28 protein-coding genes are annotated in these 25,624 nt (G+C 41.2%); 6 read left to right on the top strand and 22 right to left on the bottom strand.

Features of this window, described 5'->3' with window-relative positions; all coding sequences use genetic code 11:
• Positions 1-10 precede the first annotated feature (10 nt).
• Positions 11-949 carry a beta-ketoacyl-ACP synthase III gene (locus GPS65_RS10805; RefSeq protein ID WP_012009552.1) on the bottom strand — a complete coding sequence of 313 codons (939 nt, stop codon included), beginning with the start codon at positions 947-949 and terminating at the stop codon, positions 11-13.
• A gap of 169 nt (positions 950-1,118) precedes the next feature.
• Between GPS65_RS10805 and GPS65_RS10800 the strand changes: the two genes are divergently transcribed.
• Positions 1,119-1,352, top strand: coding sequence for a hypothetical protein (locus tag GPS65_RS10800; RefSeq protein WP_012009551.1), 234 nt, complete (start codon positions 1,119-1,121; stop codon positions 1,350-1,352).
• Positions 1,353-1,362: 10 nt separating this feature from the next.
• Here the strand turns inward: GPS65_RS10800 and GPS65_RS10795 are convergent, their stop codons facing one another.
• From GPS65_RS10795 to GPS65_RS10780, 4 genes are all read right to left on the bottom strand, one after another.
• Positions 1,363-1,560 carry a ComZ family protein gene (locus GPS65_RS10795; protein WP_003211983.1) on the bottom strand — a complete coding sequence of 66 codons (198 nt, stop codon included), beginning with the start codon at positions 1,558-1,560 and terminating at the stop codon, positions 1,363-1,365.
• Positions 1,561-1,570: 10 nt separating this feature from the next.
• A complete protein-coding gene (locus GPS65_RS10790) occupies positions 1,571-2,533 on the bottom strand; it encodes a BMP family ABC transporter substrate-binding protein (protein ID WP_012009550.1) in 963 nt (320 codons plus the stop codon).
• 90 nt (positions 2,534-2,623) lie between these two features.
• Positions 2,624-3,199: a nad binding enzyme gene (locus tag GPS65_RS10785; RefSeq protein WP_144468759.1), complete on the bottom strand. Its 576-nt coding sequence runs from the start codon at positions 3,197-3,199 to the stop codon at positions 2,624-2,626.
• 75 nt (positions 3,200-3,274) lie between these two features.
• A complete protein-coding gene (locus GPS65_RS10780) occupies positions 3,275-4,015 on the bottom strand; it encodes an alpha/beta fold hydrolase (protein ID WP_144468760.1) in 741 nt (246 codons plus the stop codon).
• A gap of 211 nt (positions 4,016-4,226) precedes the next feature.
• Between GPS65_RS10780 and GPS65_RS10775 the strand changes: the two genes are divergently transcribed.
• Positions 4,227-4,421, top strand: coding sequence for a YjzD family protein (locus GPS65_RS10775; protein WP_003211779.1), 195 nt, complete (start codon positions 4,227-4,229; stop codon positions 4,419-4,421).
• Positions 4,422-4,536: 115 nt separating this feature from the next.
• Here GPS65_RS10775 and GPS65_RS10770 read toward each other — a convergent pair whose 3' ends face one another.
• The 13 genes from GPS65_RS10770 to GPS65_RS10710 form a co-directional block, all read right to left on the bottom strand.
• The gene (locus GPS65_RS10770) at positions 4,537-5,802 is read right to left on the bottom strand and encodes an MFS transporter (protein ID WP_012009547.1); all 1,266 of its coding nucleotides are present in this window, start codon (positions 5,800-5,802) and stop codon (positions 4,537-4,539) included.
• A gap of 170 nt (positions 5,803-5,972) precedes the next feature.
• Positions 5,973-6,152 (bottom strand): YjzC family protein, encoded by a 180-nt coding sequence (locus GPS65_RS10765; protein WP_003211282.1) that lies wholly within the window; start codon positions 6,150-6,152, stop codon positions 5,973-5,975.
• 102 nt (positions 6,153-6,254) lie between these two features.
• Positions 6,255-7,205, bottom strand: coding sequence for an ornithine carbamoyltransferase (gene argF / locus GPS65_RS10760; RefSeq protein WP_088002074.1), 951 nt, complete (start codon positions 7,203-7,205; stop codon positions 6,255-6,257).
• On the bottom strand, positions 7,202-10,282 hold the full coding sequence (locus GPS65_RS10755) for a carbamoyl-phosphate synthase (glutamine-hydrolyzing) large subunit (protein WP_144500195.1): 3,081 nt from the start codon (positions 10,280-10,282) through the stop codon (positions 7,202-7,204). The genes argF and GPS65_RS10755 overlap by 4 nt, the downstream gene beginning before the upstream one ends.
• Positions 10,275-11,336, bottom strand: a complete 1,062-nt coding sequence (locus GPS65_RS10750; protein WP_144481834.1) for a carbamoyl phosphate synthase small subunit — start codon at positions 11,334-11,336, stop codon at positions 10,275-10,277. Before GPS65_RS10750 ends, GPS65_RS10755 begins: the two co-directional genes overlap by 8 nt.
• 69 nt (positions 11,337-11,405) lie before the next feature.
• Positions 11,406-12,557, bottom strand: a complete 1,152-nt coding sequence (locus GPS65_RS10745) for an acetylornithine transaminase (protein ID WP_144481833.1) — start codon at positions 12,555-12,557, stop codon at positions 11,406-11,408.
• Positions 12,554-13,330, bottom strand: a complete 777-nt coding sequence (gene argB / locus GPS65_RS10740) for an acetylglutamate kinase (protein WP_088002082.1) — start codon at positions 13,328-13,330, stop codon at positions 12,554-12,556. Before argB ends, GPS65_RS10745 begins: the two co-directional genes overlap by 4 nt.
• A 14-nt stretch (positions 13,331-13,344) precedes the next feature.
• Positions 13,345-14,565 (bottom strand): bifunctional ornithine acetyltransferase/N-acetylglutamate synthase, encoded by a 1,221-nt coding sequence (argJ, locus tag GPS65_RS10735; protein ID WP_144481832.1) that lies wholly within the window; start codon positions 14,563-14,565, stop codon positions 13,345-13,347.
• 20 nt (positions 14,566-14,585) lie between these two features.
• A complete protein-coding gene (gene argC / locus GPS65_RS10730) occupies positions 14,586-15,623 on the bottom strand; it encodes an N-acetyl-gamma-glutamyl-phosphate reductase (protein ID WP_144481831.1) in 1,038 nt (345 codons plus the stop codon).
• Positions 15,624-15,760: 137 nt separating this feature from the next.
• A complete protein-coding gene (locus GPS65_RS10725; RefSeq protein WP_088002088.1) occupies positions 15,761-16,309 on the bottom strand; it encodes an MFS transporter in 549 nt (182 codons plus the stop codon).
• On the bottom strand, positions 16,306-17,751 hold the full coding sequence (locus GPS65_RS10720; RefSeq protein WP_144481830.1) for an FAD-binding oxidoreductase: 1,446 nt from the start codon (positions 17,749-17,751) through the stop codon (positions 16,306-16,308). The genes GPS65_RS10725 and GPS65_RS10720 overlap by 4 nt, the downstream gene beginning before the upstream one ends.
• 122 nt (positions 17,752-17,873) lie before the next feature.
• On the bottom strand, positions 17,874-18,182 hold the full coding sequence (locus GPS65_RS10715) for a metal-sulfur cluster assembly factor (RefSeq protein WP_003211530.1): 309 nt from the start codon (positions 18,180-18,182) through the stop codon (positions 17,874-17,876).
• A 45-nt stretch (positions 18,183-18,227) separates the two neighbouring features.
• Positions 18,228-19,013 (bottom strand): alpha/beta fold hydrolase, encoded by a 786-nt coding sequence (locus GPS65_RS10710; RefSeq protein ID WP_012009536.1) that lies wholly within the window; start codon positions 19,011-19,013, stop codon positions 18,228-18,230.
• A 136-nt stretch (positions 19,014-19,149) separates the two neighbouring features.
• On the opposite strand from GPS65_RS10710, the gene GPS65_RS10705 reads away from it, so the two are divergent.
• The 3 genes from GPS65_RS10705 to GPS65_RS10695 all read left to right on the top strand — a co-directional run bounded on the left by GPS65_RS10705 (position 19,150) and on the right by GPS65_RS10695 (position 20,391).
• Positions 19,150-19,962, top strand: coding sequence for a Cof-type HAD-IIB family hydrolase (locus GPS65_RS10705; protein ID WP_012009535.1), 813 nt, complete (start codon positions 19,150-19,152; stop codon positions 19,960-19,962).
• An 88-nt stretch (positions 19,963-20,050) separates the two neighbouring features.
• The gene (locus tag GPS65_RS10700) at positions 20,051-20,203 is read left to right on the top strand and encodes a hypothetical protein (RefSeq protein WP_008348539.1); all 153 of its coding nucleotides are present in this window, start codon (positions 20,051-20,053) and stop codon (positions 20,201-20,203) included.
• Positions 20,200-20,391 (top strand): DUF3813 domain-containing protein, encoded by a 192-nt coding sequence (locus GPS65_RS10695; RefSeq protein WP_012009534.1) that lies wholly within the window; start codon positions 20,200-20,202, stop codon positions 20,389-20,391. The genes GPS65_RS10700 and GPS65_RS10695 overlap by 4 nt, the downstream gene beginning before the upstream one ends.
• A 60-nt stretch (positions 20,392-20,451) precedes the next feature.
• Here GPS65_RS10695 and GPS65_RS10690 read toward each other — a convergent pair whose 3' ends face one another.
• A complete protein-coding gene (locus tag GPS65_RS10690; RefSeq protein ID WP_041815389.1) occupies positions 20,452-20,907 on the bottom strand; it encodes a BsuPI-related putative proteinase inhibitor in 456 nt (151 codons plus the stop codon).
• A 14-nt stretch (positions 20,908-20,921) separates the two neighbouring features.
• On the bottom strand, positions 20,922-21,764 hold the full coding sequence (locus GPS65_RS10685) for a YitT family protein (RefSeq protein WP_012009532.1): 843 nt from the start codon (positions 21,762-21,764) through the stop codon (positions 20,922-20,924).
• 140 nt (positions 21,765-21,904) lie between these two features.
• Here GPS65_RS10685 and GPS65_RS10680 point away from each other — a divergent pair, with 140 nt between their 5' ends.
• Entirely contained in the window at positions 21,905-22,759 is an 855-nt protein-coding gene (locus tag GPS65_RS10680; RefSeq protein WP_012009531.1) for a DegV family protein, read from the top strand.
• Positions 22,760-22,806: 47 nt separating this feature from the next.
• Here GPS65_RS10680 and GPS65_RS10675 read toward each other — a convergent pair whose 3' ends face one another.
• Both GPS65_RS10675 and GPS65_RS10670 read right to left on the bottom strand, forming a co-directional pair.
• A complete protein-coding gene (locus tag GPS65_RS10675; RefSeq protein ID WP_012009530.1) occupies positions 22,807-24,456 on the bottom strand; it encodes a methyl-accepting chemotaxis protein in 1,650 nt (549 codons plus the stop codon).
• Positions 24,453-25,430, bottom strand: a complete 978-nt coding sequence (locus GPS65_RS10670) for a BMP family lipoprotein (RefSeq protein ID WP_041816205.1) — start codon at positions 25,428-25,430, stop codon at positions 24,453-24,455. Before GPS65_RS10670 ends, GPS65_RS10675 begins: the two co-directional genes overlap by 4 nt.
• Between the last annotated feature and the right edge of the window lie 194 nt (positions 25,431-25,624).

Raw genomic sequence — 25,624 nt, 5'->3', positions numbered from 1 at the left:
CCTCACTCTTTTATCGGCCCCATCGCATAGCGATTGCGCCCCACGTTAATCCGCCACCAAAGCCTACCATTACAATCACATCGCCGTCATGAATTTTTCCGGCTTCAATTTCTTCACATAGTGAAATTGGAATGGATGCTGCTGATGTGTTTCCATATTTATGGACTGTTTTCGACATTTTTTCAACTGGCAGCTCTAGGCGTTCGCGGGCTGCTTCCATAATGCGAATGTTTGCTTGATGCGGGATCAAGAAGTCAACGTCTTCTTTTGATAGTCCAGCTTTTTCGATAACGTTTACGCTTGACTCGCCCATTTGTCTTACAGCAAATTTAAATACTTCTCGTCCATTCATGATTGTATGATCTTTTTCATCTAAGTACAAGTGCTTACCGCCTCTTCCATCGGCTCCAAGCTCAAATGAGAGAATTCCTTTCCCTTCGCTGACCTCTCCTAACACAGCAGCCCCTGCTCCATCTCCAAACAGAACAGCAGTATTGCGGTCATCCCAGTCGGTTATGCGAGAAAGTTTTTCAACGCCAACGACGAGCACGTGCTTGAACGTACCTGATTCGATAAATTGTTTTCCAGTAACAAGCCCATACATAAAGCCAGCACACGCAGCGCTAATATCCATTGCACATGCTTTATGTGCACCGAGCTGCTCTTGAATCATACAAGCGACTGTCGGAAATGCTTGATCTGGCGTGACTGTCGCCACAAGAATCATATCGATATCTTCTGCAGCTACATCTGCGTCAGCTAATGCTTTTTTTGCAGCAGCAAGCGCCATATGTGATGTATTGACATCATCAGAAGCAATTCTTCTTTCTTCTATACCTGTTCTAGTACGAATCCATTCGTCAGAAGTTTCAACCATTTTTTCTAAATCAAGATTTGTTAACACTTTTTCAGGTATATAGCGGCCAAGGCCAATAATTCCAGCATTCATTGAATAAGACTCCTTTTACTCATACGAGCATGTGATATTGTGATCTTATATTAGTATCTGGTACTAATTTTACCTTATTTTTTTCTCCTTGGCAATACAAACGTCTAACCTTTCCACTCACTTTTTTCATAGATTATTGATATACCAGTAGTAGAAAGGAGCATTTGATATGGCGCAAAAAGATATTTTTTCGGCGATGATGTTTGGTCAGCCGCTTGAAAAGGAGAAAAGCAAGACAGAAACAAAGGAGGAACGCGTGGAGACAACTTCAAGTGAAGACTCCATTGACTACATGCATGTCATGAATCAAATTGGGAACATTATGAACTCCATTGATGAGCTGAAGCCTGTGTTTAAAGATGTTGGCCCTATGATTAGTGCCTTCAAGAAAAAATTATCATAAAAAAAAGCCACTATTCTGTGGCTTTTTCTGATTCTGCATCTGCTTTTCCAAGCTCATATGCCTCTTGCATAACAGATGTAAACAATGATAAAAGCGGCTGAAGAGCTTCAGGCTCAAGCTGAATACCTGCTTTATCTAATTCTTCTTTTGCTTGCGGAAAATACTTCATGGCAATTTGTAAAAATTCCATCGATTTTTCGTGCTGCATCATCGTATCCTCACTTTTCATTTGGCAGTTTGCCAGTTTTTTTGTAAGTCGCAATATCACTTTCAATGTCTTTCAAAAAAGCACGGTCAATGGTGGAACTAAATTTCCCCATTTCGATCACTCCTTCTTTAAAGTCAAAGGAGTACTCACCTTGTTCATTTAGCTTGCCTTCATTAAATTTCTTCGCAATAATACTGTACGCTTTATCCACATGCTGAACGGTGCTTGTTAAGACGGTATGGCTACCGAGGTTGGATTGATCGGTGACATATCCGATCGCTGATAAATTATCGGCTTTGATTTGTTCAATGACAGGGATATTATAACCATCACCTGCTGGATATACAACATCTACGCCCTGTTTTTTCAATTTTTGATAGAGCTCCACGGCTTTGTCCGCATCATCCCAGTTTTCGACAAACTCGGCAAGCACTTGTACATGTTCATCTTGATATTTTGCACCTTTGATAAAGCCGTCTACTTCGCTTTGCCAATCATATGTAGCAAGAATACCAATCTTTTTTGTTTTTGACATATGTGCTGCTGTCATGCCTCCAAAAAAGCCCATCGCTTCACCTTTAAATGTCACATTCGCAACATTATCCGCCTGAGGCTTGTTTCCATTTACCGTGATAAATTGTGTTTTCGGATAATCTTCACTAATTAAGTTGAAAATTTCGCTGTATTCACTGCCATGGCCAATAATCAAATTGACTCCTTTTTTGTGAAATTCTTCAATGGCATCAACGATTTTCTCTTTGTCGACCATTCCTTCCTTATAATAAACATCTACACCAAATGTCGATTGAATATTTAATAAGCCTTTATAACCTTTCGTTCCCCAAACTTGATCATTAATTGTATCGGGGACGAGTAAACCCACCTTCTCAATCTGTCCTTTTAAAGGTGCCTGTGAGCAGGCAGATAATAGGAGAAGGAACGAAAAGATCATGACAAGCCGCTGATACTTCATGCCATGTTCAACTCCCTTTGCCACATGCAGGCATGAACCTGTATGTTAAATATAGGTTTATTTTATACTGAAAAAAGATAAGATGGAAGATCATTCTTGCTTTTTGTCGAAAAATGTTGAGTTTTGTCTTTTCCATTCTGCTATCATTTCTTCTGCTTGTTTGTCATCTGTTTGTCTCTCCACCTTCAATTCATGTGTTATTTCCTGTCTTTGTTCAGCGCCTGATGCCCAATTGAACAAATCCCTTGCGACATCTTCTACAAAAAATGCTTCTTCACGCTTCCTTCTTTCTTCATCAAGTGTCCATGGTCCAAACATGCGAGGTAGAATAACTACCGGCACATTCTGATTGGATGATTTATCTTCAGTTTTTTCATAAAGAACACGGTATATGCCATGCGTCGCTTTCAAGCCTTCTTGTCTTTTTTCTGGTTCTTCTGATTGAATAAAGATCAGATCGTACGTGTCTTTCCCATCCTGCAGGTCAATAACACGGAAAAGATCATTTCTGCCAAGCCACATCATTCGTTCTTCTAATAACATCTTTTGCTCTTTTGTTTGGTGATGAGGACATGTGATATCCACTTGCATGCCCTCTTTCATCATATATTCACACAGTGCTAGGCCAAAAAATTCATCTGCCCCTATGATCAGTCCTGTTTCCATGTTCATGTCCCCTTTTTTAGCTTATCGAATAAAAAGAAGAGCCCTTTCCATGAAGGGCTGTTATTATCCTATTCATCACAATTCTCTTTCATGCGATTTATAAAACTTGTGAATGGATTGAAAGATTCTTCTCGGATGATCAAACATATGCAAGGTGAGATCGATCTGACAATGCTCTGGATTCTTCATGTGCTGATCAATAAAAGGCTTTGCATGCAGTTCATATGCATAAGGTGCACCGTTTAGTCTTTGCCATATGTGAATTGGTACATGAGCAGAATGATCAGGGCAAGCTGGGAGCGGATACGTTTCCGCTTCCTTTTCAGAACAACCGTAGCTCTTCGCCAATTCTTTGATCAGCTGTTTATAAAAGAATTTGTGTTCCTTTTCTCTTTCTCGTTGTGCATGGAGATGCAAGCATGGATTCACGAGTGCAATGGATCTTAGCACTTCTGGCATCTCTTCCGCAAGGCTCATAGCAACGAGTGCCCCCATCCCCTCTGCTAGCACATGAATTTCCCGGTTTAATATTTCTTGTTTTAATGTGTGATGAACGAGCTGCTTTGCACTAAAAACAGCATCTTCGCATCCCCAGTGATTCCCATGAAGATGACTATTAAACAATGTATATCCTTCATCCTTTAAGGCAGTTAAAAGCTGGTTTCTTCCATAGTGCTGAAGCCAGAATGATGTATTTTCCTGCACAAAGTGATTTCGGTCACCGAGGATAAGAATGCCAAAGCCATTTGGTTTTTGAGGAAGGTGAATGACGTTCCACTGGGAACCAAGCTGGAAAAACCGTTCGCTTACACCCATATGGCCAGCCTCCTTTCAGTGATTCTGCTTTCTATGATATGAACAACAACTCTTGTAGGAATAAGGAAATCCCCTAATGACAGAAGAATTCTTTTTATTTTTATAGCAGAAGGTCTAAAAATGGTCACATAAAGGCTAAAACAGTCTTTTCCCCTCACTCGTATCTATGGTATGATAATCAATAGATTGTTACATAAAGGACGGTGGGATTATGCATTATATTATCACCCTCATTTGGACTTTTCTGCTGACACATATGGCTGGTTACATCGTTGCTTCGATGAATGGCGCTGCTTATGACTTTACTTTGACTTCTATTCTTGCAGTGGTGTTTACGGTTATTTTATTCATCTTTGCTGAAGTAAGTCCAATGAAAGAAACGGAAAGTTCAACAAAACACTCTTAATACGTAAGAGAATGTGAGAAAGAGCTAAAATGATCTTGATTTTAGCTCTTTTTCTTTTTCCTTGAAATGCGGTACGCTAAAACCCCCTGTAGCCACAGGGGGTTTTTTTTATTGCTTACACTTCGACGGTTTCGGACTTCTGTTTGTCTGCTGTCAAATGGCTTTTCGCAAGCCCTGTAAACAGGAAGATTGCGATACCTGATAAGATTTCAAGGACCCCACCGCCAGCAATGACAGGTCCCGCTCCAAATCTTTCTGCCAGGACGCCTGATGCGACAGCTGCAAGTGGGAGGAAAACATTTGATGAAGCATTGATCACCGCGTATACTTGCGGCTGATCATCTTGGTCAACAGACGTTTGAATAATGACCATTTCCGGTACATTGATCGCACTAACGGCGGCACCGAATATAAAGGAAGCAAGTAGAACAACCGGCAGCCATGTACTCATCCCTGTAATAAAGAATGCAGCCCCTTCAATCATACCAGCGACAATAAAGAACAAACCAAATCTCTTAATTTTCACTTTCGCTAGAGCAAAGCCCATCATAAACGCGCCGACTGCAGCAACACCTCTTAAAATGGAATACACCATGGAATCGCTTTGCAGTGCTTCTGCTACGTATACAGCAGAAAGTGCCTGCCACGGAGCTGCGGCGACATTCATTAAAATACAATACAACGTCAACGCAAATAAAATGTGATGATTTTTGACGACGAGAAACCCTCTTTTTAAGTTATACAAATATGTATTCTTTGCTTGTTTAATGCCTGCTGCTTTGCCCTCATCGGTTTTCTTTAATTTCACACCGATAATAAACAGGCCAGATATGATAAATAAGGCAGTGGTGATGAGCAGAGTATCTGCAGGTCCGATTAATTTGACCAAGAGACCAGCCACCATGACTGCTGCAAGTGCGACAATTTCAAAAGAAGATTGCAGAATGGCATTTGCTTTTTGAATGAGATGCTTCGGTACAATCTGCGGTAAAATCGCCACCGAGGCTGGGTTATACGCTGCACCTGTTGCCGATTGAATAACCATTAATGAGATCAATAACCATAATGGCAATAGATGCGAAAAATGCAGTATCGGAATAATGAGTACAATGGTTGCTCGAACGACATCTGAAGCGAACATCCATTTAGACAAATGGTGCTTTTTCATAAGAGGTCCTAGTATAGGGGCTAGCAAAGATGAAGGAAGTACGGTTACTGCTAGGAGAAGTCCTGTACCGAGCGCTCCATCCCCTCTCAAAATCAATAGCCAAAGGACGGATGTAAAAGCAAAACTTTCTCCTGTGTTTTTGATGAGTCTTGATATGAATAATGAGGTGAAGCGTTTATTCCAAACACTATCACTGAGATTCGTCTTTTCCATCACACAAATCCTTTCAACAATTTAATCTTATTTACATATTTTACCTTAAACACTCTTTTATTCATACTATTTATTTGAAAATTTGAACTTAATTGTTTTTTATTATAAAGAAAAAAGAGGCATGACACATGCCTCTAAAGACTTATTCCAACCGACTCTTAGTCAATTGCTTATGGCTTTCTCTGATAGGTCCAAACACGGTTATGGTTCGAGTTATCCGGAAAGACATCGCCTGCTTGAAGCTTAATCTTTAAAGGATCTTTCACCATACTGCCGGTTTCACCGATCTCGACGTACACACCATTATTTGGTGCTTTATTCCCTGATTTAAACTGATGCTGCTGACCCATTTTCATCCTCCTTTCTCATTGATCTTATTATGTCCCGTGACTTACCTCTCCAATCCTTTATGCAAAAAGTCCCTGCTCATATGAGTCAGGGACTTTTTATATTTATTTAGATGGTTGATACATGAGCTCTTTGATTAATGCTTTTTGTACATGCAGGCGGTTTTCTGCCTGTTGAAATACTTTTGAGTGCGGTCCGTCAATAATGTCTGCTGTCACTTCTTCTCCGCGGTGTGCTGGGAGACAATGAAGGAAAATATAATCTTTTGCTGCATGATGCATTAGTTCATCATTGACTTGATATTCTTTAAATTCAGCAAGGCGTTTCTCTGTTTCTGCTTCCTGCCCCATACTTGTAAATACATCGGAATAAATGACATCTGCATTTTGAACAGCAGCAACAGGGTCTGTTGTAACGATAACTTCTGCGCCTGATTGTTTTGCAAACTCATGTGCTGTGTCTGTTACTTCTTGAAGTGGTTCATAGCCTTTTGGTGATGCAACTGCAATATCACAGCCTAACTGTGCACAGCCAACCATCAAGGAGTGAGCTACATTATTTCCGTCACCGATGTAAGCGACTTTGATTCCTTTTAATGTTCCTTTTGCTTCTTTTATCGTCAATAAATCTGCAAGTGCCTGGCATGGGTGGGAGTAGTCAGTCAGTCCATTGATGACAGGAATGGACGCATATTGTGCCAATTCCTCGACCTTCTCATGTTCAAAGGTTCGAATCATAATGCCGTCTACATAGCCAGATAGCACCTGCGCTGTATCACTGATTGTTTCTCCTCTGCCGATTTGCAAATCATTTGAGCTGAGGAAAAGCGCATGTCCCCCCAGCTGCGTCATTCCCGCTTCAAATGATACACGGGTTCTCGTTGACGATTTTTCAAAAATCATCGCTAACGTTTTCCCTTTGAATAAATCTTGGTATGGGTTTTGTTTCATTTCTTCTGCTTTTTCAATTAAATAAGCAATGTCATTGATTGAGAAATCTTTTAATGATAAAAAGTCTTTTCCGTATAATGTCGGTTGCAGGTCAACTTGACTCATGCCGTCACTTCCTTTTTGTATAATTCTTGGAGCGATACTGGTGATACATCTCCATTTTTCCCTTGCAGGAATGCTTGAACTGTTTCATATTCGGTAAGGACCTGGACCCCATGTGTGAGTGCTTTTACGCGTTGCTCTTTTGCCTCTTCATCTTCGCCTAAATGGATATGAAGGGTTTTATCTTCGTTTTGCAGCCAAGTGTCAAAGCTATCCGTCCAGACGTCAAAGCCTGCATGTTTTGCTTCATCTACCAATTGTTCATTGCCTTTTATAAATAAGCTGCCTTTCTGATGCCAGATCGACGCAAACACTTTTTTCAAGGCGCTTTCGGCGTTCTTGCCTACACACATTCCTTCTCCTGTCGCTTTCATTTCAGGTGTCAGCTTTAAGTCAATATCTTGAATAGCATGTGATGAGAAGACTGGGAATTTGACCGCTGTTCCCCCTTTGTTTTTCGTTACTGGGTTCAGTTCGTCAAGCGTCGCACCCGCTAATAATTGAGTCGCAAGCGGAATCATGTCAATGCCCATTACTTTGCTGACAACTGGAACGGTCCGGCTTGCCCGCGGATTCACTTCTAGTACAAGCGCCTGATCCCCTTTGATCACAAATTGGATATTCATAATGCCCTTAAACGCTAATTTCTTCGCTATTTGTTCGGACGCAATATGCACCTGCTGTTTGATGTCTTCACTGATGGAGACACTTGGCAAGATGGCAAAGCTGTCACCTGAATGGACACCCGCTTTCTCAATATGCTCCACGATCGTTGGGATGAAGGTCGTTTTACCGTCAGAAATTAGATCCACTTCGACTTCTTTTCCAGTGACATACTCATCAATTAAAATGGGGTATGGCAAATGATCTGGCTGATCAAGTAGTGACGTCAAATGCGCTTCTGACTGGACAACCATCATTCCCATTCCACCAATGACATACGATGGGCGAATTAACACAGGATAACCGATGCTTTTAGCATGCGTGAGCGCTTCTTCTTTTGAATGAGCTGTATCTCCTTTTGCATGAGGAAGGTTCAGTTCATCAAGAAGCTGATAGAACAAATCACGATCTTCTAGCGCATCTAGCGTGTCAAAGGATGTACCTAACAACGTAATGCCCGCTTTTTCCAAGCCTTCTGCTACATTGATCGCCGTCTGTCCGCCAAATTGCACGATGACAAAATCAATTTGCTCTGCTTCCACAACGTTTAAGATGTGCTCTAATGTAATAGGCTCAAAATATAAACGATCGGCGATTTCATAATCCGTACTGACCGTCTCTGGATTGTTGTTCATCATGATCGTTTCAAAACCAAGCTTTTGCAGGGTAAGAACGCCATGCACCGCACTATAGTCAAACTCGACTCCTTGCCCAATTCGAATTGGACCAGAGCCAATGATGAGTGCACGCTGTTTTGTTTTCTCTTGATGCTCTCCATCACTTTTGCCAAAGTATGTGGAATAGAAATAGTTCGTTTTTGCATCAAATTCCGCTGCACATGTGTCGACAATTTTAAATGAAGCCGTAATGCCATATTCTTGACGAAGCTGCCTAATCGCTCCTTCACTATTGCCTGTTAGAAGAGCAATCGTTTCATCAAGGAAGCCCTTTTCCTTTACCTTTTTCAAGGTGTCTTTGGAGAGCGTTCCCTCATGGTTCTTTAATTCTTGTACTAGCGTGATCATATTGTTGAACACATGTAAGAAGAATCGATCGATTTTCGTCGCTTGATGGATCGCTTCAACTGTTTCCTGTCTTGAAAGTAGCTCCATGACAGCGAAGAAACGTCGATCGTCTGGTGTTTTGACTAGCTCAAACAGTTGTTCAGTCGATTGATCTTTCAATTCTGGCAGGTGGAAGCCCTTTGTTTTAATTTCAAGGGAGGCAACGGCTTTTTGGATGGCTGATTCTAAATTACGATCAATCGCCATGACTTCGCCAGTCGCCTTCATTTTTGTACCTAATTGACGATCTGCCTGTTTAAATTTATCAAACGGCCAGCGCGGGAATTTCACGACGACATAATCGAGTGCCGGCTCAAAACTAGCATAAGTTGTGCCTGTGAGCGGGTTTTTGAGTTCGTCTAGTGTATAGCCTACCGCAAGCTTTGCTGCCATTTTAGCAATCGGATAGCCTGTTGCTTTTGAGGCAAGAGCGGACGAACGGCTAACCCGCGGGTTTACCTCAATGACAAAGTATTCTTTACTGAGTGGATCAAGGGCGAATTGGATATTACATCCCCCGACTACATCCAGTGCAGAAATGATTTTCAGGCTCGCTGAACGAAGCATTTGATAATCCTGATCCGTTAATGTTTGCGAAGGGGCAACGACAATCGAGTCTCCTGTATGCACACCAACTGGATCGATATTTTCCATATTACAAACCGTAATACACGTATTTTGACGGTCTCTCATGACCTCATATTCGACTTCTTTAAAGCCTGCGATGCTTTTTTCAACTAAACACTGATGAATTGGGCTCGCTAAAAGGGCTCCTTCAATAAGAGGTTTAAACGCTTCTTCTGTTAAAGCGATTCCGCCGCCCTTACCGCCAAGTGTATAGGCAGGTCTTAGAATGACTGGGAAGCCTACTTCTTTTGCAAATTGAAGGGCATCCTGTGCATTATCCACAATTTCACTATCTGGCACAGGTTCGTTCAACTGCTTCATGAGAGCACGGAATTTCTCTCGATCTTCACCGTTTTCAATTGTTTCAACTGACGTTCCAAGCAGGGTTACCCCGTGCTTTTTCAGCACACCAGCTTTTTCTAGTTCGACAGCAAGGTTTAAAGCGGTCTGTCCACCAAGGTTGGCTAAAAGCCCATCTGGTTTTTCCTTTTCGATGATTCTTGTCACTGAATCAACTGAAAGCGGTTCAAAATAGATTTCATCAGCAAATGATTCGTCTGTCATAATGGTTGCTGGATTGTTATTCACTAAAATCACTTTGTAGCCCTCTTCTTTTAGGGCCATACATCCTTGTGTTCCTGAGTAATCAAATTCTGCTGCCTGACCAATGATGATTGGACCAGACCCGATGACTAGAATGGTTTGTATGCTTTGATCTTTAGGCATGTGCGACTTCTCTCCTTGCTTGTTTCACTTTCTCAATAAAATCATCGAATACCCATTCACTTTCAGCAGGCCCTGGGTGTGCTTCTGGGTGAAATTGAACTGACATAATGAGCTTCTCTTTATGAATGAACCCTTCGACAGATCCATCATTGACATGAAGGAATTTCACGTCCACTTCTTTGTCATTCATGCTTTTTTCATTCACTACATAGCTGTGATTCTGACTCGTCATGAAAACACGTTTGGATTCTGTATCTTGTACAGGGTGATTCGCCCCGCGGTGGCCAAATGGTAGTTTATACGTATCCCCGCCAAGTGCAAGAGCGATTAATTGATGACCTAAGCAGATCCCAAGTGTCGGGAAAGTCATCATGATCTCATGAATGGTTTTTAAATATGGCTTCATTGTTTTGGGATCTCCAGGACCATTTGATAGCAGGACTGCATCTGGCTTCATTTCAAACACCTTTTCCAGCTGTTTGTACGGAATAACGGTTACTTTACAGCCGCGCGCTTCAAGCGAATCTGCTATTGATTTTTTAAAGCCAAAATCAATCAGCGCTACATGTTCCTCGCCGCTGCCTTGAGTGTAAATTTCGTCCTCTGTCACCTGTGCAACCACATTGTCTTGTTTCATGGCAGGCGGTGTTTCGTTTTCATCTAAACTGATCACAGCGTTCATCGTCCCATTTGCCCGGATGTTTTGCACGACTGCACGTGTATCTGTATGTGTCAGAAGCGGGATGTTCCACTTCTGCAAATAATCTTTTAAGCTAACCGCTGCAAGATGGTGAGAAAAATGGTCGGCTGCTTCATACACAACAACAGCTTTCACTTGTGGTTTTTTACTCTCAAAGTCTTCATGATTAATACCGTAATTTCCGATAAGTGGATATGTGAAAACAATGATTTGCCCCTTATAGGAAGGGTCTGTGAGTACCTCTTGGTAACCTGTCATCCCTGTAAAGAAAACCACTTCACCTGTCTTGCCAGCTTCTCCTGTCAGATCTCCTTCAAAAGAGGCTCCATCTTCTAAATTTAAATAACCTTTCATGCTTGTGTCACCCCAAATTGAATAATTAGTAATATAAATGCATTTTTATGCGTTTTGGTGTAAAAAAATTTATACCGTCACTGTTTCATTTGCTAAAACCTGAGTAAGCGCATCTATCGCTTGATCTATTTCTGCTTTTTCTACATTCAGCGGAGGCAATAATCGAATCACATTTGGACCAGCTGGAAGTACTAGCAATCCTTGTTCTCTTAGGGCTGTGATATAATCCCCGACTGGCTGACGACATTCAACCCCTGCCATCAATCCTTTTCCGCGTACTTCTTTTACGATATTCAGTTGTTTTAGATCTTGCAGCTTTTCTAGTAGATAATCGCCTTTTTCTTTCACTTCTGTCAGAAACTCATCTTTGAAAATCACATCGAGTGTTGCATTCACTGCGGCCATGGCAAGCATGTTACCACCGAAGGTTGTTCCGTGTGAACCTGGTGAGAATGCGTCTCCTAATGCCTTTTTCCCGATGACTGCACCAACTGGGAAGCCATTTCCTAATCCTTTTGCAGAAGAGATAATATCAGGATCAAGTCCCGTTTGTTCGTATGCAAATGCTGTTCCTGTACGTCCTATACCCGTTTGAATCTCATCTACGATCAGCAGTGCTTCATGCTTTTGGCAAAACGCTTGAACGGCTTCTAGAAATTCTGTTGTTGCTGGATTGACGCCACCTTCCCCCTGCACAACTTCGAGCATCACCGCTGCCACATCACCGACTTCACATGCGGCAATCGCTTCTGGATCATTGAACGGTACATAATGAAAGCCTTCCAGCATAGGACCAAAACCCGTTTTAATTTTATCTTGACCTGTAGCAGCCATACCAGCATACGTGCGCCCATGAAAAGAGTGCAAAAATGTCACGATATTTGTTTTTCCTGTTGCTTTACGTGCTAATTTGATCGCACCTTCATTTGCCTCAGCTCCGCTATTACAGAAAAACACGAGATCACCTGAACTATTTGCAGCCAGTTTTTCTGCTGCTTTTTCTTGCAGTCCATTTTCAAATAGATTCGATACATGCCAGACATGATTAAGCTGCTTCTTGATGGCTTGATTGACCTTTGGGTGATTGTGACCGAGATTTGTGACTGCTATGCCTTGGATAAAGTCTAAATATTTTTTCCCATTTGTATCAACTGCCCAAGAACCTGCTGCCTCTTTAATTTCAACATTCCACCGTCCATATGTTTGAAAGAGATGACTCACAGGACCGCCTCCTTTTCCTTCACAATTCTTGTTCCTTTAAAAGTTTCCCCTGTAAAGATACTGCCTTTGCCATTCACGATCATGACTTCATCCACATCTCCTGATAAAGCACTCAAAGCGGATTGTACTTTTGGAATCATTCCCCCGGAAATAATGCCTTCATCAATGAGCGTGAGAGCTTCTTGTTCGGTGACGACATCTAATAATTCACCATTTTTTAAAATGCCTTCCACATCTGTTACAAACATGAGCTTATCAGCTTTCATCGCTCCTGCAACAGCTGATGCTGCTAAATCAGCGTTTACGTTTAACGTTTGGCATTCTTCTGTCATAGACAACGGTGCAATCACAGGAATAAACTGTTTTTCCATTAATGCTTCTGCCATCTCTGGATGCACTTCTTTGATTTCACCAACGTACCCGTACACGTCTTGATCAAGAAAATCAGCGACAAGCATCTGCCCATCTTTCCCAGACACACCGACAGATGAGATATCATGCTTTGCGAGCTCTGATACAAAGTATTTATTGACCGTGCCCGAAAGGACCATTTCTGCTACCTCTAATACTGGCTTTGTTGTTTTGCGCTGTCCGTCAACAAATTCTGTTTTTACATCTAATTTTTGAAGCATGTTCGTGATTTCAGGCCCTCCACCATGGACGATAGCCAGCTTAAATCCAGCTGCTTGAAGTGATCGGACATTTTCATAAAAGGTATTTGAAAGTTCTCGAATGACACTGCCTCCACACTTGAATACGATCGTTTTATCCATGTCTATCTCCCTCATCATGTGCGATAGCTCGCGTTAATTTTCACATAATCATAAGTAAGGTCACAGCCCCATGCCGCTGCTTCACCATTTCCCTCATTCATTTGAATCAAAATTGTGATCTCATCCTGTTCTAGATACGCTTTTGCTTCCTCTTCTGAGAAAGGCTGTGGTTCATTATGTTTAAACAGACATTGCCCGCCTAAATACACTTCTACCTCTTGCGGTGTGACGGACGCTGCGCTATGCCCAATCGCTCCAATGATCCGTCCCCAGTTGGCGTCGGTACCGTATACGGCTGTTTTCACTAGACTTGAACCGACAATTTTCTTCGCTATGATACCAGCTTCTAAATGATTTTTAGCACCAGCAACTTGCGCTTCAATTAATTTCGTTGCACCTTCTCCGTCTCTTGCAATCTCTTTAGCAAGATCCTCACAAGCTAGCTTTAATCCTTCTTTGAACAACGGCCATTCTGGATGCTCTTCACTTAGAACTTCATTTTCTGCCATACCATTTGCCATCACGAGTACCATATCGTTTGTCGATGTTTCTCCGTCGACAGTAATTTGATTAAAGGTCACATCAGTAATATCACGCAGTGCGTTTTGCAGAGCTTCTTGTTCGACATTTGCATCCGTTGTCACGAAGCCCAGCATTGTTGCCATGTTCGGATGAATCATGCCAGAGCCCTTCGCTGCACCTGAAATGAGAATCTCTTTGCCGTTTATCGTCAGGGTGTATGTTGTGTTTTTAATGACTGTGTCTGTCGTTAAGATGGCCTCTTCAAAATGACCATTTCCTGCTTTTGCTTCTTTCAGCTGAGTGATGCCTTTTTTGATTTTATCCATATCCAGACACTCTCCAATAACACCAGTAGAAGAAACAGCAATGTAATCAGGTTCTACCCCTAACATATCTGCACAGGCTGCCTGCATTTCGTATGCGTCTTTCAAACCTTGCTCACCGGTACATGCATTGGCGATAGCACTATTGACAATGACACCTTTTAATTGCCCTGTCTTTTTTAAGCTTTTCTGAGTGACTTGGAGAGGCGCAGCTTGAAAGTGGCTTTGTGTGTAAACCGCCGCACTCGCTGCCGGCACTTCACTGACGATCAGTCCAAGGTCTTTTTTTGAATACCGTAATCCAATATGAATCCCCTTTGCTTCAAAGCCTTTTGGTGAGGATACGTCACCGTTTATTTTAACAATGCTTTTTTCATTCAAATCAATCATATTTGTTGTCTCCCCTGTTCTTATGGATAGAGAGGTGTCATTGTAAGGCCCGCCTCTTCATCTAAGCCTTTGATGATGTTGAAGTTTTGAACCGCTTGGCCGGCTGCGCCCTTCATGAGATTGTCGATCACAGACACAATCGTGAGTCTGCCTGTACGTTCATCTAAATGAAAGCCAATATCACAGAAATTACTGCCGTATACTTCTCTTGTTTGCGGATATACTTCGTGATTTCTCACTCTGACAAAATAGGAATCTTCATAAAAGCCTTTCATATGCTTCATCAATTCCTCTTTTGTGATATCTGATTTCAGCTGAGTATACATCGTCGCCATAATCCCCCTTGTCATCGGGACAAGGTGTGTTGAAAATGTGATGTTCGCCGTTTGCGGACTCCATTCTCTTAATATTTGCTCTATTTCAGGTGTATGTTGATGTTCATTTACCTTATAAATTTTGAAGTTGTCGTTTAGCTCTGAAAAATGCGTTCCAAGTGAGGCGGATCGTCCTGCACCGGACACTCCTGTTTTTGCATCTATGATGATCATAGATTCATCAATTAGATTCTGTTTCATCAGTGGTGCTAAGCCGAGAAGAACTGCGGTAGGGAAGCACCCTGGGTTTGCAATGACTTCCGCCTTCTCAATCGTTTCACGATTCAATTCCGATAACCCATACACAGCTTGTTGAACAGATGATTGATCAGCTGCCCTTCGTTTATACCAAGCTTCATAGGTTGCACCGTCTTGAATGCGCAAATCACCTGATAAATCAATGATAGGCACTCCTTGGTTCATGAGCTTCGGTGTGAGTTCACTTGATACGCCTGCTGGTGTCGCTAAAAACACAGCATCTGTTTCTCGCACAATGGCAGCAGGATCAATGGCTTTTAATGTTTGATCAGTAATCGTTGTTAGATGCGGATAAGATTGACTGTATAATTGCCCATCACCACTCGATGAATACAATATACATTCCTCCACATGTGGATGTTGCTTGAAGATACGAACTAATTCCGCTCCACCGTATCCTGTAGCACCTATAATACCTATTTTCAACGTTAATACACCCTCTTGATCTTTGTGAAATTATTTAACATTATAACATGTATAAAAATTAATTCAATTGTATATTTAATATTTCTTTTCATTTTTTTTCATAAAAAAATCCACATATCTTCGTGAGACATGCGGATTTATCTTTCATATTTCATCATGATGACGATGAGGGCACTGCATAAATATAATATGGAGCTTGCATAAAAAATGAAATACACGGTGAAGAAATCTGCAAACAGGCCGCCAAGCATAATCGCTATCGATGAAAAAAGAGCAGTCCAAAAATGATAGCGGCCGACCTCTTTCATTCTTTTATTCTCTGTTGTCAGCTCCGTGACAAGCAGTTTTTCCCCGTGCTTTTGAAAGCCGCCTAGCGCACCAAGTGCAAGCTGAATCATATACACTTGCTCGACTTCTGTGATATGAGGAAACAGCAATAAAAGAAATGCCATTCCGAACGAATGAATGATTAAAAAGAGACGCCTGTCAGTGGTCTCTGGTAGTTTCCCTAAGAGTAAATGAATAAACGCTCCGCTTAAACCAAACAGACCATAGGCAAGACCAAACTGTGAATAGTTTGAACCAACATTTTTAATAAAAAGAATGTAAAAAGGGAAAATCAAACTGCTAGCGAAAAACAGCAGGCTTTGTGAGTAGACGAACCATTTCATTGCTTTTGCATTCATTGTGTATTGTACCTTTCATAAAAATAATTGATAAATCTGCCATCTGGATCTGCTTGCTTTTTCTTTTGGAAGAATACATCGGTTTTAGGATAGGCCCGCTTCATTTGTACCTTCGTTTGATAAGGCATGTACGGTAAGTAATAGCTTCCATGGTGCCGAAGCGTGATATCTGTCATTTGCCGGATGATCCGCTCTGCTTCTGCCTTCTCTTCTTTCTCAAAACCATAATTCACTAAAAGAACAAGGGCAAACATATCTTCTTTCGCATATGAGAGATCCGCTTTTTCATTTTTTTGTACGTAGCGTATTGTGATATTCATTAAGTTCAATTCTTCCTGTTGTAAATAACTTCTCATGTCATCGATATACGCACGAAAGCGGTCCACTGGGACGAAATATTCCTGAAGTACATCTGTATCTGACTCATTTTCATATTCTAAATAAGCAGAATCTGAGCGCATCACATTGTTTCTAGTGATCAGCTGATCATTTTGACTTTGGAAATACTTCTTTTGCAAATGCCAGAGCAGATCTTTCCCCATATCAAATCTTCTTGAAAGACCAAGCATAAATTTGAGTGGCATGACGAGTTGATCCTCTTTCAGCTCTTGATATGATTCAATCTCTTGTTGTGAAGTGAGGGAATAATTCGTTACATACATCTCTTTCAAAAAGTTGGTTTTCGCTGTTGAGATTCTGGCAAGATGCATGCGTACTTCTTTATTTTGTTTCACATGCTTTTGAAAATAATCCGTATACTCATCGTAATCTAGAGAGGTTGTCTCCATTTTATATAGTTCATCTTTTGTTAAAGAAAGCTCAACATCTAAAATGACACCGAATAAACCGTATCCTCCAATGACCGCAGTGAACAAATCATCGCCCGGCTTCACTGTGACAATCTCGCCATCTGCTTTTAACAGCCTAAAGGAACGAACTGTGTCAATGAGTGACCCGTAACGAATGTCACGTCCATGTGCGTTTGCACTTAAAGATCCGCCAATTGTAAAGATATTTTGCGATTGCATCACCTTCACAGCAAGACCATATGGGTTCACATATGTTTGTATGTCATCCCATGTCACACCACTTTGGACCCGAATCGTTTTCTTTTTTTCATCAAATGCTAAAATCTGGCGAAATTCCGTCATATCAAGCACGATGCCATTTTCATAATACGTGTGGCCACCCATGCTATGCTGTTTCCCTGCAATTGATATCGGCAACTTTTTTGCTTTCGCTTCTTTTAATACTTCTTTTAACGTGTCTATTTCTTTTCCTTGAACGACTTTTTTTATTTTGACAGGCATGAGATGACTGACATCTGTGAAGGCTTCAAGATCTTTGCTTTTGTGTACTTGCTCCTCACGAATGGTGATTGATGCAAAAAATGCAGCAGTGTATCCCATTAAAAGAACAATCCATAACCATTTTCGTTTCATTATGAGGTACTCCGTTCTGTCATATTACACCCATTATATCAATCCGTTCTCTTCCCCTACCTTATTTTTTCATAAAAAAACCTGGCATGAGTTCAACTCATACCAGGCATTTTTATTAGTGCTTATTGAATACCGAGTGCAATTTTTGCGTATCTTGACATTTTGTCTCGCGTCCAAGGCGGATTCCATACGATGTGAACTTCTGTTTCTTTCACTTCTGGAAGATCACTTAATGCTTTTTTCACTTCATCCACGATCACTGGTGCAAGGGGACACCCCATTGATGTTAAGGTCATCGTGATATCCGCTTTTCCATTCTCATCAAGATCGACATCATAGACAAGTCCAAGGTTGACGATGTCGACATTTAGCTCAGGGTCAATCACCTGTTCTAGGGCGCCTAAAATATTTTCTTTCAATGCTTCATCCATGATATCCACTCCTTTTCCATTAGTATAACGTACTTTTTCTTTTGACTAAACGTTTGTGCTTTTCAGATGTGTCACAAACCAGTCAATCGTTTCAAACATTGCTTGTCTTGAGACCTTATGGCCAGCCTGTCCATCTGTAATAAAACGAATTAGCTGCGGATCTTCTTTATATTGGGTTGCTGCTAACTCATCATAAAGAGCTTTTGCATGACGGTAAGGGACAACTGGATCGTTTTCTGCATGCCAGAATAACAGTGGCCTTTTATTTAATCGATCTGTTTGCAGCGTTAAATCATAAGGACGCAGAGCGTCTAATTGCTGTTGAACCTCTTCGTCTGTAATGTCTTGCATCAATCCTTTGTGCCGCATGTCCATAATTTGTGCTTGTAGGAATGTCGTATATTTCGGACTGCCCATCAGGCTAACTGCCGCTTTAATCCAATCATGCTTGGCGAGTGCACCAAAGGTTGTGATGCCGCCCATGGAAGTACCTGCAACACCGATCAGATCGGCTTCAATCAATTGTTTTTCTTGAAAATATATTTTGAGTATATCGATTTCACGTATTTCGTTCAGGACAATTTCCCAGAACCTTGACGCCAGTTCCTCTAAGTTGAGGTTTTCTGATCTTACACCATGATAAGCACAGTCAGGCAAAATCACTCTCATGCCTTTTTCCGCCAAATGAAAGGCGAAGTGTAAGTTGTGCTCGCGTGCACTTGTAAATCCGTGTATAAAAAATACAAGCGGGAGCGGTTTGTCTTTATTTTCAGCTTTTACGATATGTAAAAATGGAATATCGCGCGTAATTTGCTCATCAATGGTGATCACAGCCTATGAATCCTCCTTTATCATTCCCGTCTTTGTTTATTTTAACATGTAGACAACAAAGATGTGATAAAGATACACTATAGGTAGAGGCGCCGCACGAACTGCCTCCTATCACTTACAGATCAAAGGAGATTTTATGGAGACTAAACCTTACCTAATCGCACTTGACCTGGATGGCACGTTATTAAAAGATGATAAAACCATCTCTACACACACACTTGACGTCATTCAAAAAGTGAAAGACAGCGGGCATCATGTCTGCATTTCAACCGGCCGGCCATTTCGTTCCAGCTCTCCTTATTATCAGCAATTACAGCTTGATTCACCCATTGTGAATTTTAATGGAGCGTTTGTCCATCATCCTCTTGATGAAAAATGGGGCAGATTTCATACGTCACTTGATCTTCAAGTCGTTAAACAGCTTGTAGACATTAGTGAAGAGTATAAAGTGCACAACGTGCTAGCTGAAGTGTTAGACGATTTGTATTTCCATTATCATGATGAGAAGCTCATTGATATATTTAATATGAATGCCAATAAAGTCACTGTTGGAGACCTTCGGGACAACCTTGGAGAGAATGTGACGAGCGTGTTGATTCACGCCAAAGAAGAGGATGTCGGAGCTATTCGAAGTTATTTATCAGATGTTCATGCAGAAGTGATTGATCATAGGCGATGGGCTGCTCCGTGGCACGTGATTGAGATCATTAAAACAGGTATGAACAAGGCCGTTGGGCTGCAAAAGATCAGTGATTATTACGGCGTTCCACAGGAGCGGATTGTGGCATTCGGAGATGAAGACAATGATTTAGAAATGCTTGAATTTGCCGGATGCGGAGTCGCAATGGGCAACGGAATCGATGCCGTTAAACGTGTTTCAAATGAAGTCACTGATACAAACGAACAAGATGGGATTGCAAAGTTTCTAACGAATTACTTTTCGCTTTAATTTTTCCATTCATACATACCAGATGGAAGCGGGCATACTACCTTTAGACAGGTTGTCCTGTCAGCTTGTGTAAAGGGGCGGATTCCGAATGGGTAAAAGAAGCAAATCGAAACGCTTTATACAACAAGGTAAAGATTCAGTCAGTCTGCATGATGCACGTTTTCCTTATCGTTCTACGCTTGAAGAAGCTGCGGAGGACAGGGGAAATATGAAGACTGATGCTTCTGGAGGTTCATTGTGAGAAACGAACTTTTTGATCAAGCCAAATCATTTACGGAAGAAGCTCTTACTTCTTCATTTTCATCTGGGTTAGAGCGTCAAGAGGCGGTCAAACGAGCCAAAAATGCCGTATCTTCTGCATTTGCCAATTCGACAGATGCGGAAAGAAACCAGCTGCATACCTTCCAAGACTTGCTCGATGATCTCTAACATAAAAGAAGCTGTCCATCACTGGACAGCTTTTTCTGTTTCTCATGAAGCTGAAAGCACTTATTTCACTTGGAATGTTTTCTTTTCTGTGATTTGCTTCAGCCCTTCTGCTTTTCCTTTAAATGTGACAACCGCTTCATACGTTCCCGGCTTGACACCATTTGACCATGTATCTTGAAAATCATAGGCTTCGCCTTTCTTCAGGACAAATGATTGGATGGCCTGTGTGAACATACGGTCTTTTGAATAACGGTATTGTTCATTTCCGTTTTCGTCATACACACTGAGCTCGAATTTCTGGCTTGTGTTAAAGGTAAATTCAATATCTCGATCTGATTCATTTTTCAGTGACATGTTAAATTGAACCGAAGAACCTTTCTGGACGGGGTCTACTGTGAGCACAACCGTTTTTTCTCCCATTTGACCGGATACCTCCTTGTTTGGTTCATCCTTTTTTTGTTGTCCACAAGCGGTTAAAATCAATACAATGAGAAGAAGTACCAATCCTTTTTTCATTCGCTACCCACCTTTTAATCTCGTCTGAAAAATCCAAGAATATTAGTTGTTTGCACAATATTTGTAAAGGCTTTTGGATCGACTTCTTTAATAATTTGTTCAAGTTCATACAGCTCATACCTTGTAATAACGATCACCATCATTTCTTTTGGCTCGTTGGTAAAAGCTCCCTTTGCAGGTACAGTCGTAATGCCTCTGACCATTTTTCCATAAATAGCTTCCTTGATTTCATCTGCCTTCTTCGTCACAATCATCGCAGTCAGCTTCTCATGTCTTGTATGGATGGCATCAATGACCCTTGTGGTCACATATAATGTAACAAGGGTATATAATGCTTTCTCCCAACCTTGTAATAATCCTGCTGTAAAAATAATGATACCATTTAAAATGAAGAAATACGTGCCGACTGGTTTATCCTTCCATTTCGCTAAAACCATAGCAACGATGTCGAGTCCGCCTGTCGATGCCCCGTATTTGAGCGTGATCCCAATCCCTACTGCGGATATCACGCCGCCAAACACAGCATTTAGTAATATATCATGTGACACACTCGTTTCTGGTAAGATTCCGAGGAAAATGGTCGTCAGTGCAACACTGATAATGCTGTAAAGCGTAAAGGAACGGCCCACTTTCATCCAGCCTAAAATGCCGACTGGAATATTTAAAATAAATAATAGAATCCCTGTGGATATATAAAATGGCGCATATTGATCCATTAAGCTGGATAACAACTGGGCTACCCCTGTAAACCCGCTCGCGTATACATCAGCTGGGATTAAGAATAAATTCAGTCCAATCGCATTGAGCAGTGCACCAATGACGACGACAATGAGTTTTTTTGCTTCTCCGATGAACATATTGTCATTCCTCCACTTACCATTCTCTCTATGGTTTTCCCTAAAATTTAGAATTTGAACACGAAAAAATGATTTCTGTGATATAGTTAGGCTAAAAAGTTGCAAAATATGGCTGATTTTTTTAGAAAGAAGGGATTTTGATGACTGTTCATATCATAGCAGACAGTGCTGCTGATCTGCCTCTTTCTTATTATGATGAACATAACATGACGCTCATTCCGCTCCGTGTATTGCTTGGCGAAGAGGAATTTGAAGATTTGATCACCATTGAACCAAAACAAGTATTTGATGCGATGAGACAAGGTGCCAGCCCAAAAACGTCACAGGCTTCACCAAACCGAATTAAAGAAGCCTTTGTTTCTCTTGCACAAAACCATACATCTGCAATCTATGTTGCCTTTTCATCAGAGCTTTCCGGTACATACCAAACGGCTGTGATGATGGCAAACGAAGTGAAGGAAGAATACCCTGATTTTGATTTGCGAATCATTGATTCTAAATGTGCTTCACTCGGCTATGGGCTTGCTGTCAAACACGCTCAATCACTTGCCATTGACGGAAATACAATACAAGAAATTGAAACGTCTGTAAAGCATTTTTGCGAATCTTTACAACATATTTTTACTGTAGACGATTTATCGTATTTAGCAAGAGGCGGAAGAATCAGTAAAGCGTCCGCATTTGTTGGTGGTTTATTAAGTATTAAGCCCATTTTACACGTTGAGGATGGAAAGCTCATCCCCCTTGAGAAAATCCGCGGACGTAAAAAGCTGTTGAAACGCATTATTGAACTGATGAAAGAACGTGGAACGGATTGGTCAAATCAAACAGTTGGCATTAGTCATGGTGATGATCCTGCACTTGCAGAAGACATGAGACAATTGATTGAAGCCGAATTTCATCCAAAAGAAATTGATATTCAGATGGTCGGCGCAGCTGTTGGGTCCCATTCAGGTCCAGGCACACTTGCCATCTTTTTTACAGGCAAACCATAAAAAAGCACCCTTCCCTGACACATCGGGAAGGGTGCTTTTCTTATCATTTATGAAAGTTTAAAACGGTGGACGGTTTCATTTAACCTTGCCGTCATGCTCATGAGTTCTTCTACCTGTTTGTTCATTTGATGGAATGATTGCAGCTGTTCATTGGCAGAGGCAGAAATTTCTTCACTGCCGGCTGCTGTTTCTTCTACAACCGCACTAATATTTTCAATTGAGTTGAGCACTTGTCCGCCAAGCTCTGTCGATTGGACAATTTGGTCGTTTAAGACCGCCATTTCTTGTTTAATGTGCTGTGCTTTTAATTCTATATCTTCAAAGGAGTGTGAGGTTTTGTCCATCGCATCCTGCTGCTGAAGTGAAAGCTCGACTCCTTCTTTGACAGTTTGACTAATGGATTGAATGCCTCTTTCAATATGACTGACCATATCAAAGATTTGTCTTGTAGCGGTAGATGATTCGTCGGCAAGTTTACGAATTTCATCTGCTACAACGGCAAAACCTTTTCCAGCCTCACCTGCTCTTGCCGCTTCAATCGCCGCATTTAGCGAAAGTAAGTTTGTCTGATCCGCAATGTCCGAAACTGTTTTGGCCATAGCCGAGATCTCGCTGGCATATTGCGTGAATTCTCCTGCCGACTGCTCGATTTGTCTTGTGGCATGTGTGTTTTTTTCAATCGCCGTTTTGGTTTCTGTTAACGTGTGCTTTCCACTATCCACTGCTTCTATCGCATCCTCTGTACTTTGGATGACGGTTTGTGAACGTTCGGAATTTTTACGTCCATGCTGATCCATCTTTTCAATCAAACTGACGCCATGCTGGAGATCCTCTGAAATGGCTTGTGATCCATTCGCCATTTCGTCTGTCGAGACAGATACTTGATTTGCAGATTCCATCAGCTTTTTATTTTCATCATCTAACTGGATCGAGAATGTCTCTACTTGACTTGAGACATGACTGATTTCTTTAATCAAACTAATCAGTTGATCTGTCATTTGATTAAAGGATTCATTCAAGCCGCCAATTTCATCCTTACGCTGAATGTCCATTCGCTCGACAGCAAGGTTGCCTTCTGCGATCTGCTTCGCTCGGTAGGAAAGTGATTTAATCGGTGTCACGATGGATCTTGTTAATCCAATATTTAAAAAGACAGCAATGACAATCAGTGTGAGGGCTGCGACGAGTGCACTTGTGATGATCCATTGCACATTATCCGCTGTATTCTCTAGATTTTGTTTATACGCTTCTTCTGCTCTTTTATTCATTGTATGCACGTCATTTAAAACGCCATCAATTCTTGCAGCGACCCGTCTTGCATCTGATGCATTTTTTTCACCAATGGCACCATTCGCTTCCTTGGTCCACGTATCATATTTTGCATTTAACCTTGTTAATGCAGCTTTGTTGATATTCCCTGCGTTTTTGTTTAACGTTTGCAGCTGTTTTTTTGCTGTAGAAATATCGGTTTGAACAACTTCTAGCTGTTCATCAGAAAGTGTCATTGAGTAATTGGTCATGGCTTGTTCAACACTTTCAAAGCTTGCTTTTGTTTTTTGAACATTTAATAAGGTTTGAACTTCTGTTTCATTTGAAGATTGGATCTTTGTCATACTGACAATGATAAAGGCGATGACGCCAACTGCTAAAAGAAGTGAGACGAGTGAGTTGAGTAAAATTTTGATGCGCAAGCTCATGATGCGTCCCCCTCTTCTTTTAGCAATTTCTGCTTCAGTTCATTTACTTTTTTGGTTAATGTTTCAGCATTCTTCAGCACCCGAATTCTTGCCATATCGATTCCGTCATTGCTTAAATCGTAAATAACATGCCCATTTTTAATTTGATTGCTCTTGACAAGCTGTTCGCTGAATTGATACACCACTTCATCGACTTTTTTCACCATGGACGAAATCACCGCTTTTTCAGCAGTGTAGTATTGATCGCTATCGACACCAATGGCATACTTGCCTTCTGATTGTGCTTCTTTTAATACACCAACACCTGTATATCCTGCTGCAGCATATAAAACGTCTGCTTTCTTTTTGATCATGTCTTTAGCTATTTTACTGCCTTTGCCCGCATCACTAAACGTATTGGCATAGGTCGATAAAATCTTGATTTTCGGATTCACTGATTTGGCGCCTTTTTGGAACCCTTTTTCAAAACGATGAATGACATCCGCATCGACACCGCCAACAAATCCAATGACATCACTTTTTGTTGTCATGGCAGCAAGCGCGCCTGCTAAATAGCTACCCTGCTCTTCTTTAAACGTCACGGAGGTCACGTTTTTCAGTTCAGATACGGCATCAATGAGCAAGAACTGCTTCTTCGGATATTTCTTTGCGACTTTTTCTAAGTCTTCTTGCATACTAAAGCCTACCCCGATGACGAGGTCATTGCCAGCTTTTACGAGCTCGGTCAGCCCTTTTTCATATGTATCGGTTTCTGCAATTTCTCTATAATCAAATTCAATTCCTAGGTCATCACGTGCTTTTTCTAATCCTTTAAATGAAGAATCGTTAAATGATTGATCACCAAGACCATCATCTGTGAGCATAACGCCAATATGCTTCGCATTTGATGCTGGTGGTTTCCCTTGTTGATTGCTGCATGCGGCTAGCACCATAAGCATGGCTACCAACAGAAGTAATGAAATTTTCACTTTCATCCAAACACACACTCCTTTTATCATCCTTACTCCTTTCTTATCGGATTTGAGAGGCGTTGTTTCAATGGCTATGTGAAGGTTTTTCATGACTTTTTTCACTGAAAAAAACCAATATTTATACAAATATAAAAAAAGGGATAAAACCATGATGATTTTATCCCTTTTTCTTTATTTCATTGTCATATGAAAACCCA

The sequence above is a fragment of the Bacillus pumilus genome (assembly GCF_009937765.1).
GTDB lineage: Bacteria > Bacillota > Bacilli > Bacillales > Bacillaceae > Bacillus > Bacillus pumilus_O.
This window is presented reverse-complemented; position numbering and strand designations above follow the sequence as displayed.

What these genes read in the sequence shown, in the direction of transcription:
- GPS65_RS10805 (WP_012009552.1), bottom strand. Translation starts at nt 949, where the DNA reads ATGAATGCTGGAATTATTGGCCTTGGCCGCTATATACCTGAAAAAGTG.
- GPS65_RS10800 (WP_012009551.1), top strand. Translation starts at nt 1,119, where the DNA reads ATGGCGCAAAAAGATATTTTTTCGGCGATGATGTTTGGTCAGCCGCTT.
- GPS65_RS10795 (WP_003211983.1), bottom strand. Translation starts at nt 1,560, where the DNA reads ATGCAGCACGAAAAATCGATGGAATTTTTACAAATTGCCATGAAGTAT.
- GPS65_RS10790 (WP_012009550.1), bottom strand. Translation starts at nt 2,533, where the DNA reads ATGAAGTATCAGCGGCTTGTCATGATCTTTTCGTTCCTTCTCCTATTA.
- GPS65_RS10785 (WP_144468759.1), bottom strand. Translation starts at nt 3,199, where the DNA reads ATGGAAACAGGACTGATCATAGGGGCAGATGAATTTTTTGGCCTAGCA.
- GPS65_RS10780 (WP_144468760.1), bottom strand. Translation starts at nt 4,015, where the DNA reads ATGGGTGTAAGCGAACGGTTTTTCCAGCTTGGTTCCCAGTGGAACGTC.
- GPS65_RS10775 (WP_003211779.1), top strand. Translation starts at nt 4,227, where the DNA reads ATGCATTATATTATCACCCTCATTTGGACTTTTCTGCTGACACATATG.
- GPS65_RS10770 (WP_012009547.1), bottom strand. Translation starts at nt 5,802, where the DNA reads ATGGAAAAGACGAATCTCAGTGATAGTGTTTGGAATAAACGCTTCACC.
- GPS65_RS10765 (WP_003211282.1), bottom strand. Translation starts at nt 6,152, where the DNA reads ATGGGTCAGCAGCATCAGTTTAAATCAGGGAATAAAGCACCAAATAAT.
- argF (WP_088002074.1), bottom strand. Translation starts at nt 7,205, where the DNA reads ATGAGTCAAGTTGACCTGCAACCGACATTATACGGAAAAGACTTTTTA.
- GPS65_RS10755 (WP_144500195.1), bottom strand. Translation starts at nt 10,282, where the DNA reads ATGCCTAAAGATCAAAGCATACAAACCATTCTAGTCATCGGGTCTGGT.
- GPS65_RS10750 (WP_144481834.1), bottom strand. Translation starts at nt 11,336, where the DNA reads ATGAAAGGTTATTTAAATTTAGAAGATGGAGCCTCTTTTGAAGGAGAT.
- argB (WP_088002082.1), bottom strand. Translation starts at nt 13,330, where the DNA reads ATGGATAAAACGATCGTATTCAAGTGTGGAGGCAGTGTCATTCGAGAA.
- argJ (WP_144481832.1), bottom strand. Translation starts at nt 14,565, where the DNA reads ATGATTGATTTGAATGAAAAAAGCATTGTTAAAATAAACGGTGACGTA.
- GPS65_RS10725 (WP_088002088.1), bottom strand. Translation starts at nt 16,309, where the DNA reads ATGAATGCAAAAGCAATGAAATGGTTCGTCTACTCACAAAGCCTGCTG.
- GPS65_RS10720 (WP_144481830.1), bottom strand. Translation starts at nt 17,751, where the DNA reads ATGAAACGAAAATGGTTATGGATTGTTCTTTTAATGGGATACACTGCT.
- GPS65_RS10715 (WP_003211530.1), bottom strand. Translation starts at nt 18,182, where the DNA reads ATGGATGAAGCATTGAAAGAAAATATTTTAGGCGCCCTAGAACAGGTG.
- GPS65_RS10705 (WP_012009535.1), top strand. Translation starts at nt 19,150, where the DNA reads ATGGAGACTAAACCTTACCTAATCGCACTTGACCTGGATGGCACGTTA.
- GPS65_RS10700 (WP_008348539.1), top strand. Translation starts at nt 20,051, where the DNA reads ATGGGTAAAAGAAGCAAATCGAAACGCTTTATACAACAAGGTAAAGAT.
- GPS65_RS10690 (WP_041815389.1), bottom strand. Translation starts at nt 20,907, where the DNA reads ATGAAAAAAGGATTGGTACTTCTTCTCATTGTATTGATTTTAACCGCT.
- GPS65_RS10685 (WP_012009532.1), bottom strand. Translation starts at nt 21,764, where the DNA reads ATGTTCATCGGAGAAGCAAAAAAACTCATTGTCGTCGTCATTGGTGCA.
- GPS65_RS10680 (WP_012009531.1), top strand. Translation starts at nt 21,905, where the DNA reads ATGACTGTTCATATCATAGCAGACAGTGCTGCTGATCTGCCTCTTTCT.
- GPS65_RS10675 (WP_012009530.1), bottom strand. Translation starts at nt 24,456, where the DNA reads ATGAGCTTGCGCATCAAAATTTTACTCAACTCACTCGTCTCACTTCTT.
- GPS65_RS10670 (WP_041816205.1), bottom strand. Translation starts at nt 25,430, where the DNA reads ATGAAAGTGAAAATTTCATTACTTCTGTTGGTAGCCATGCTTATGGTG.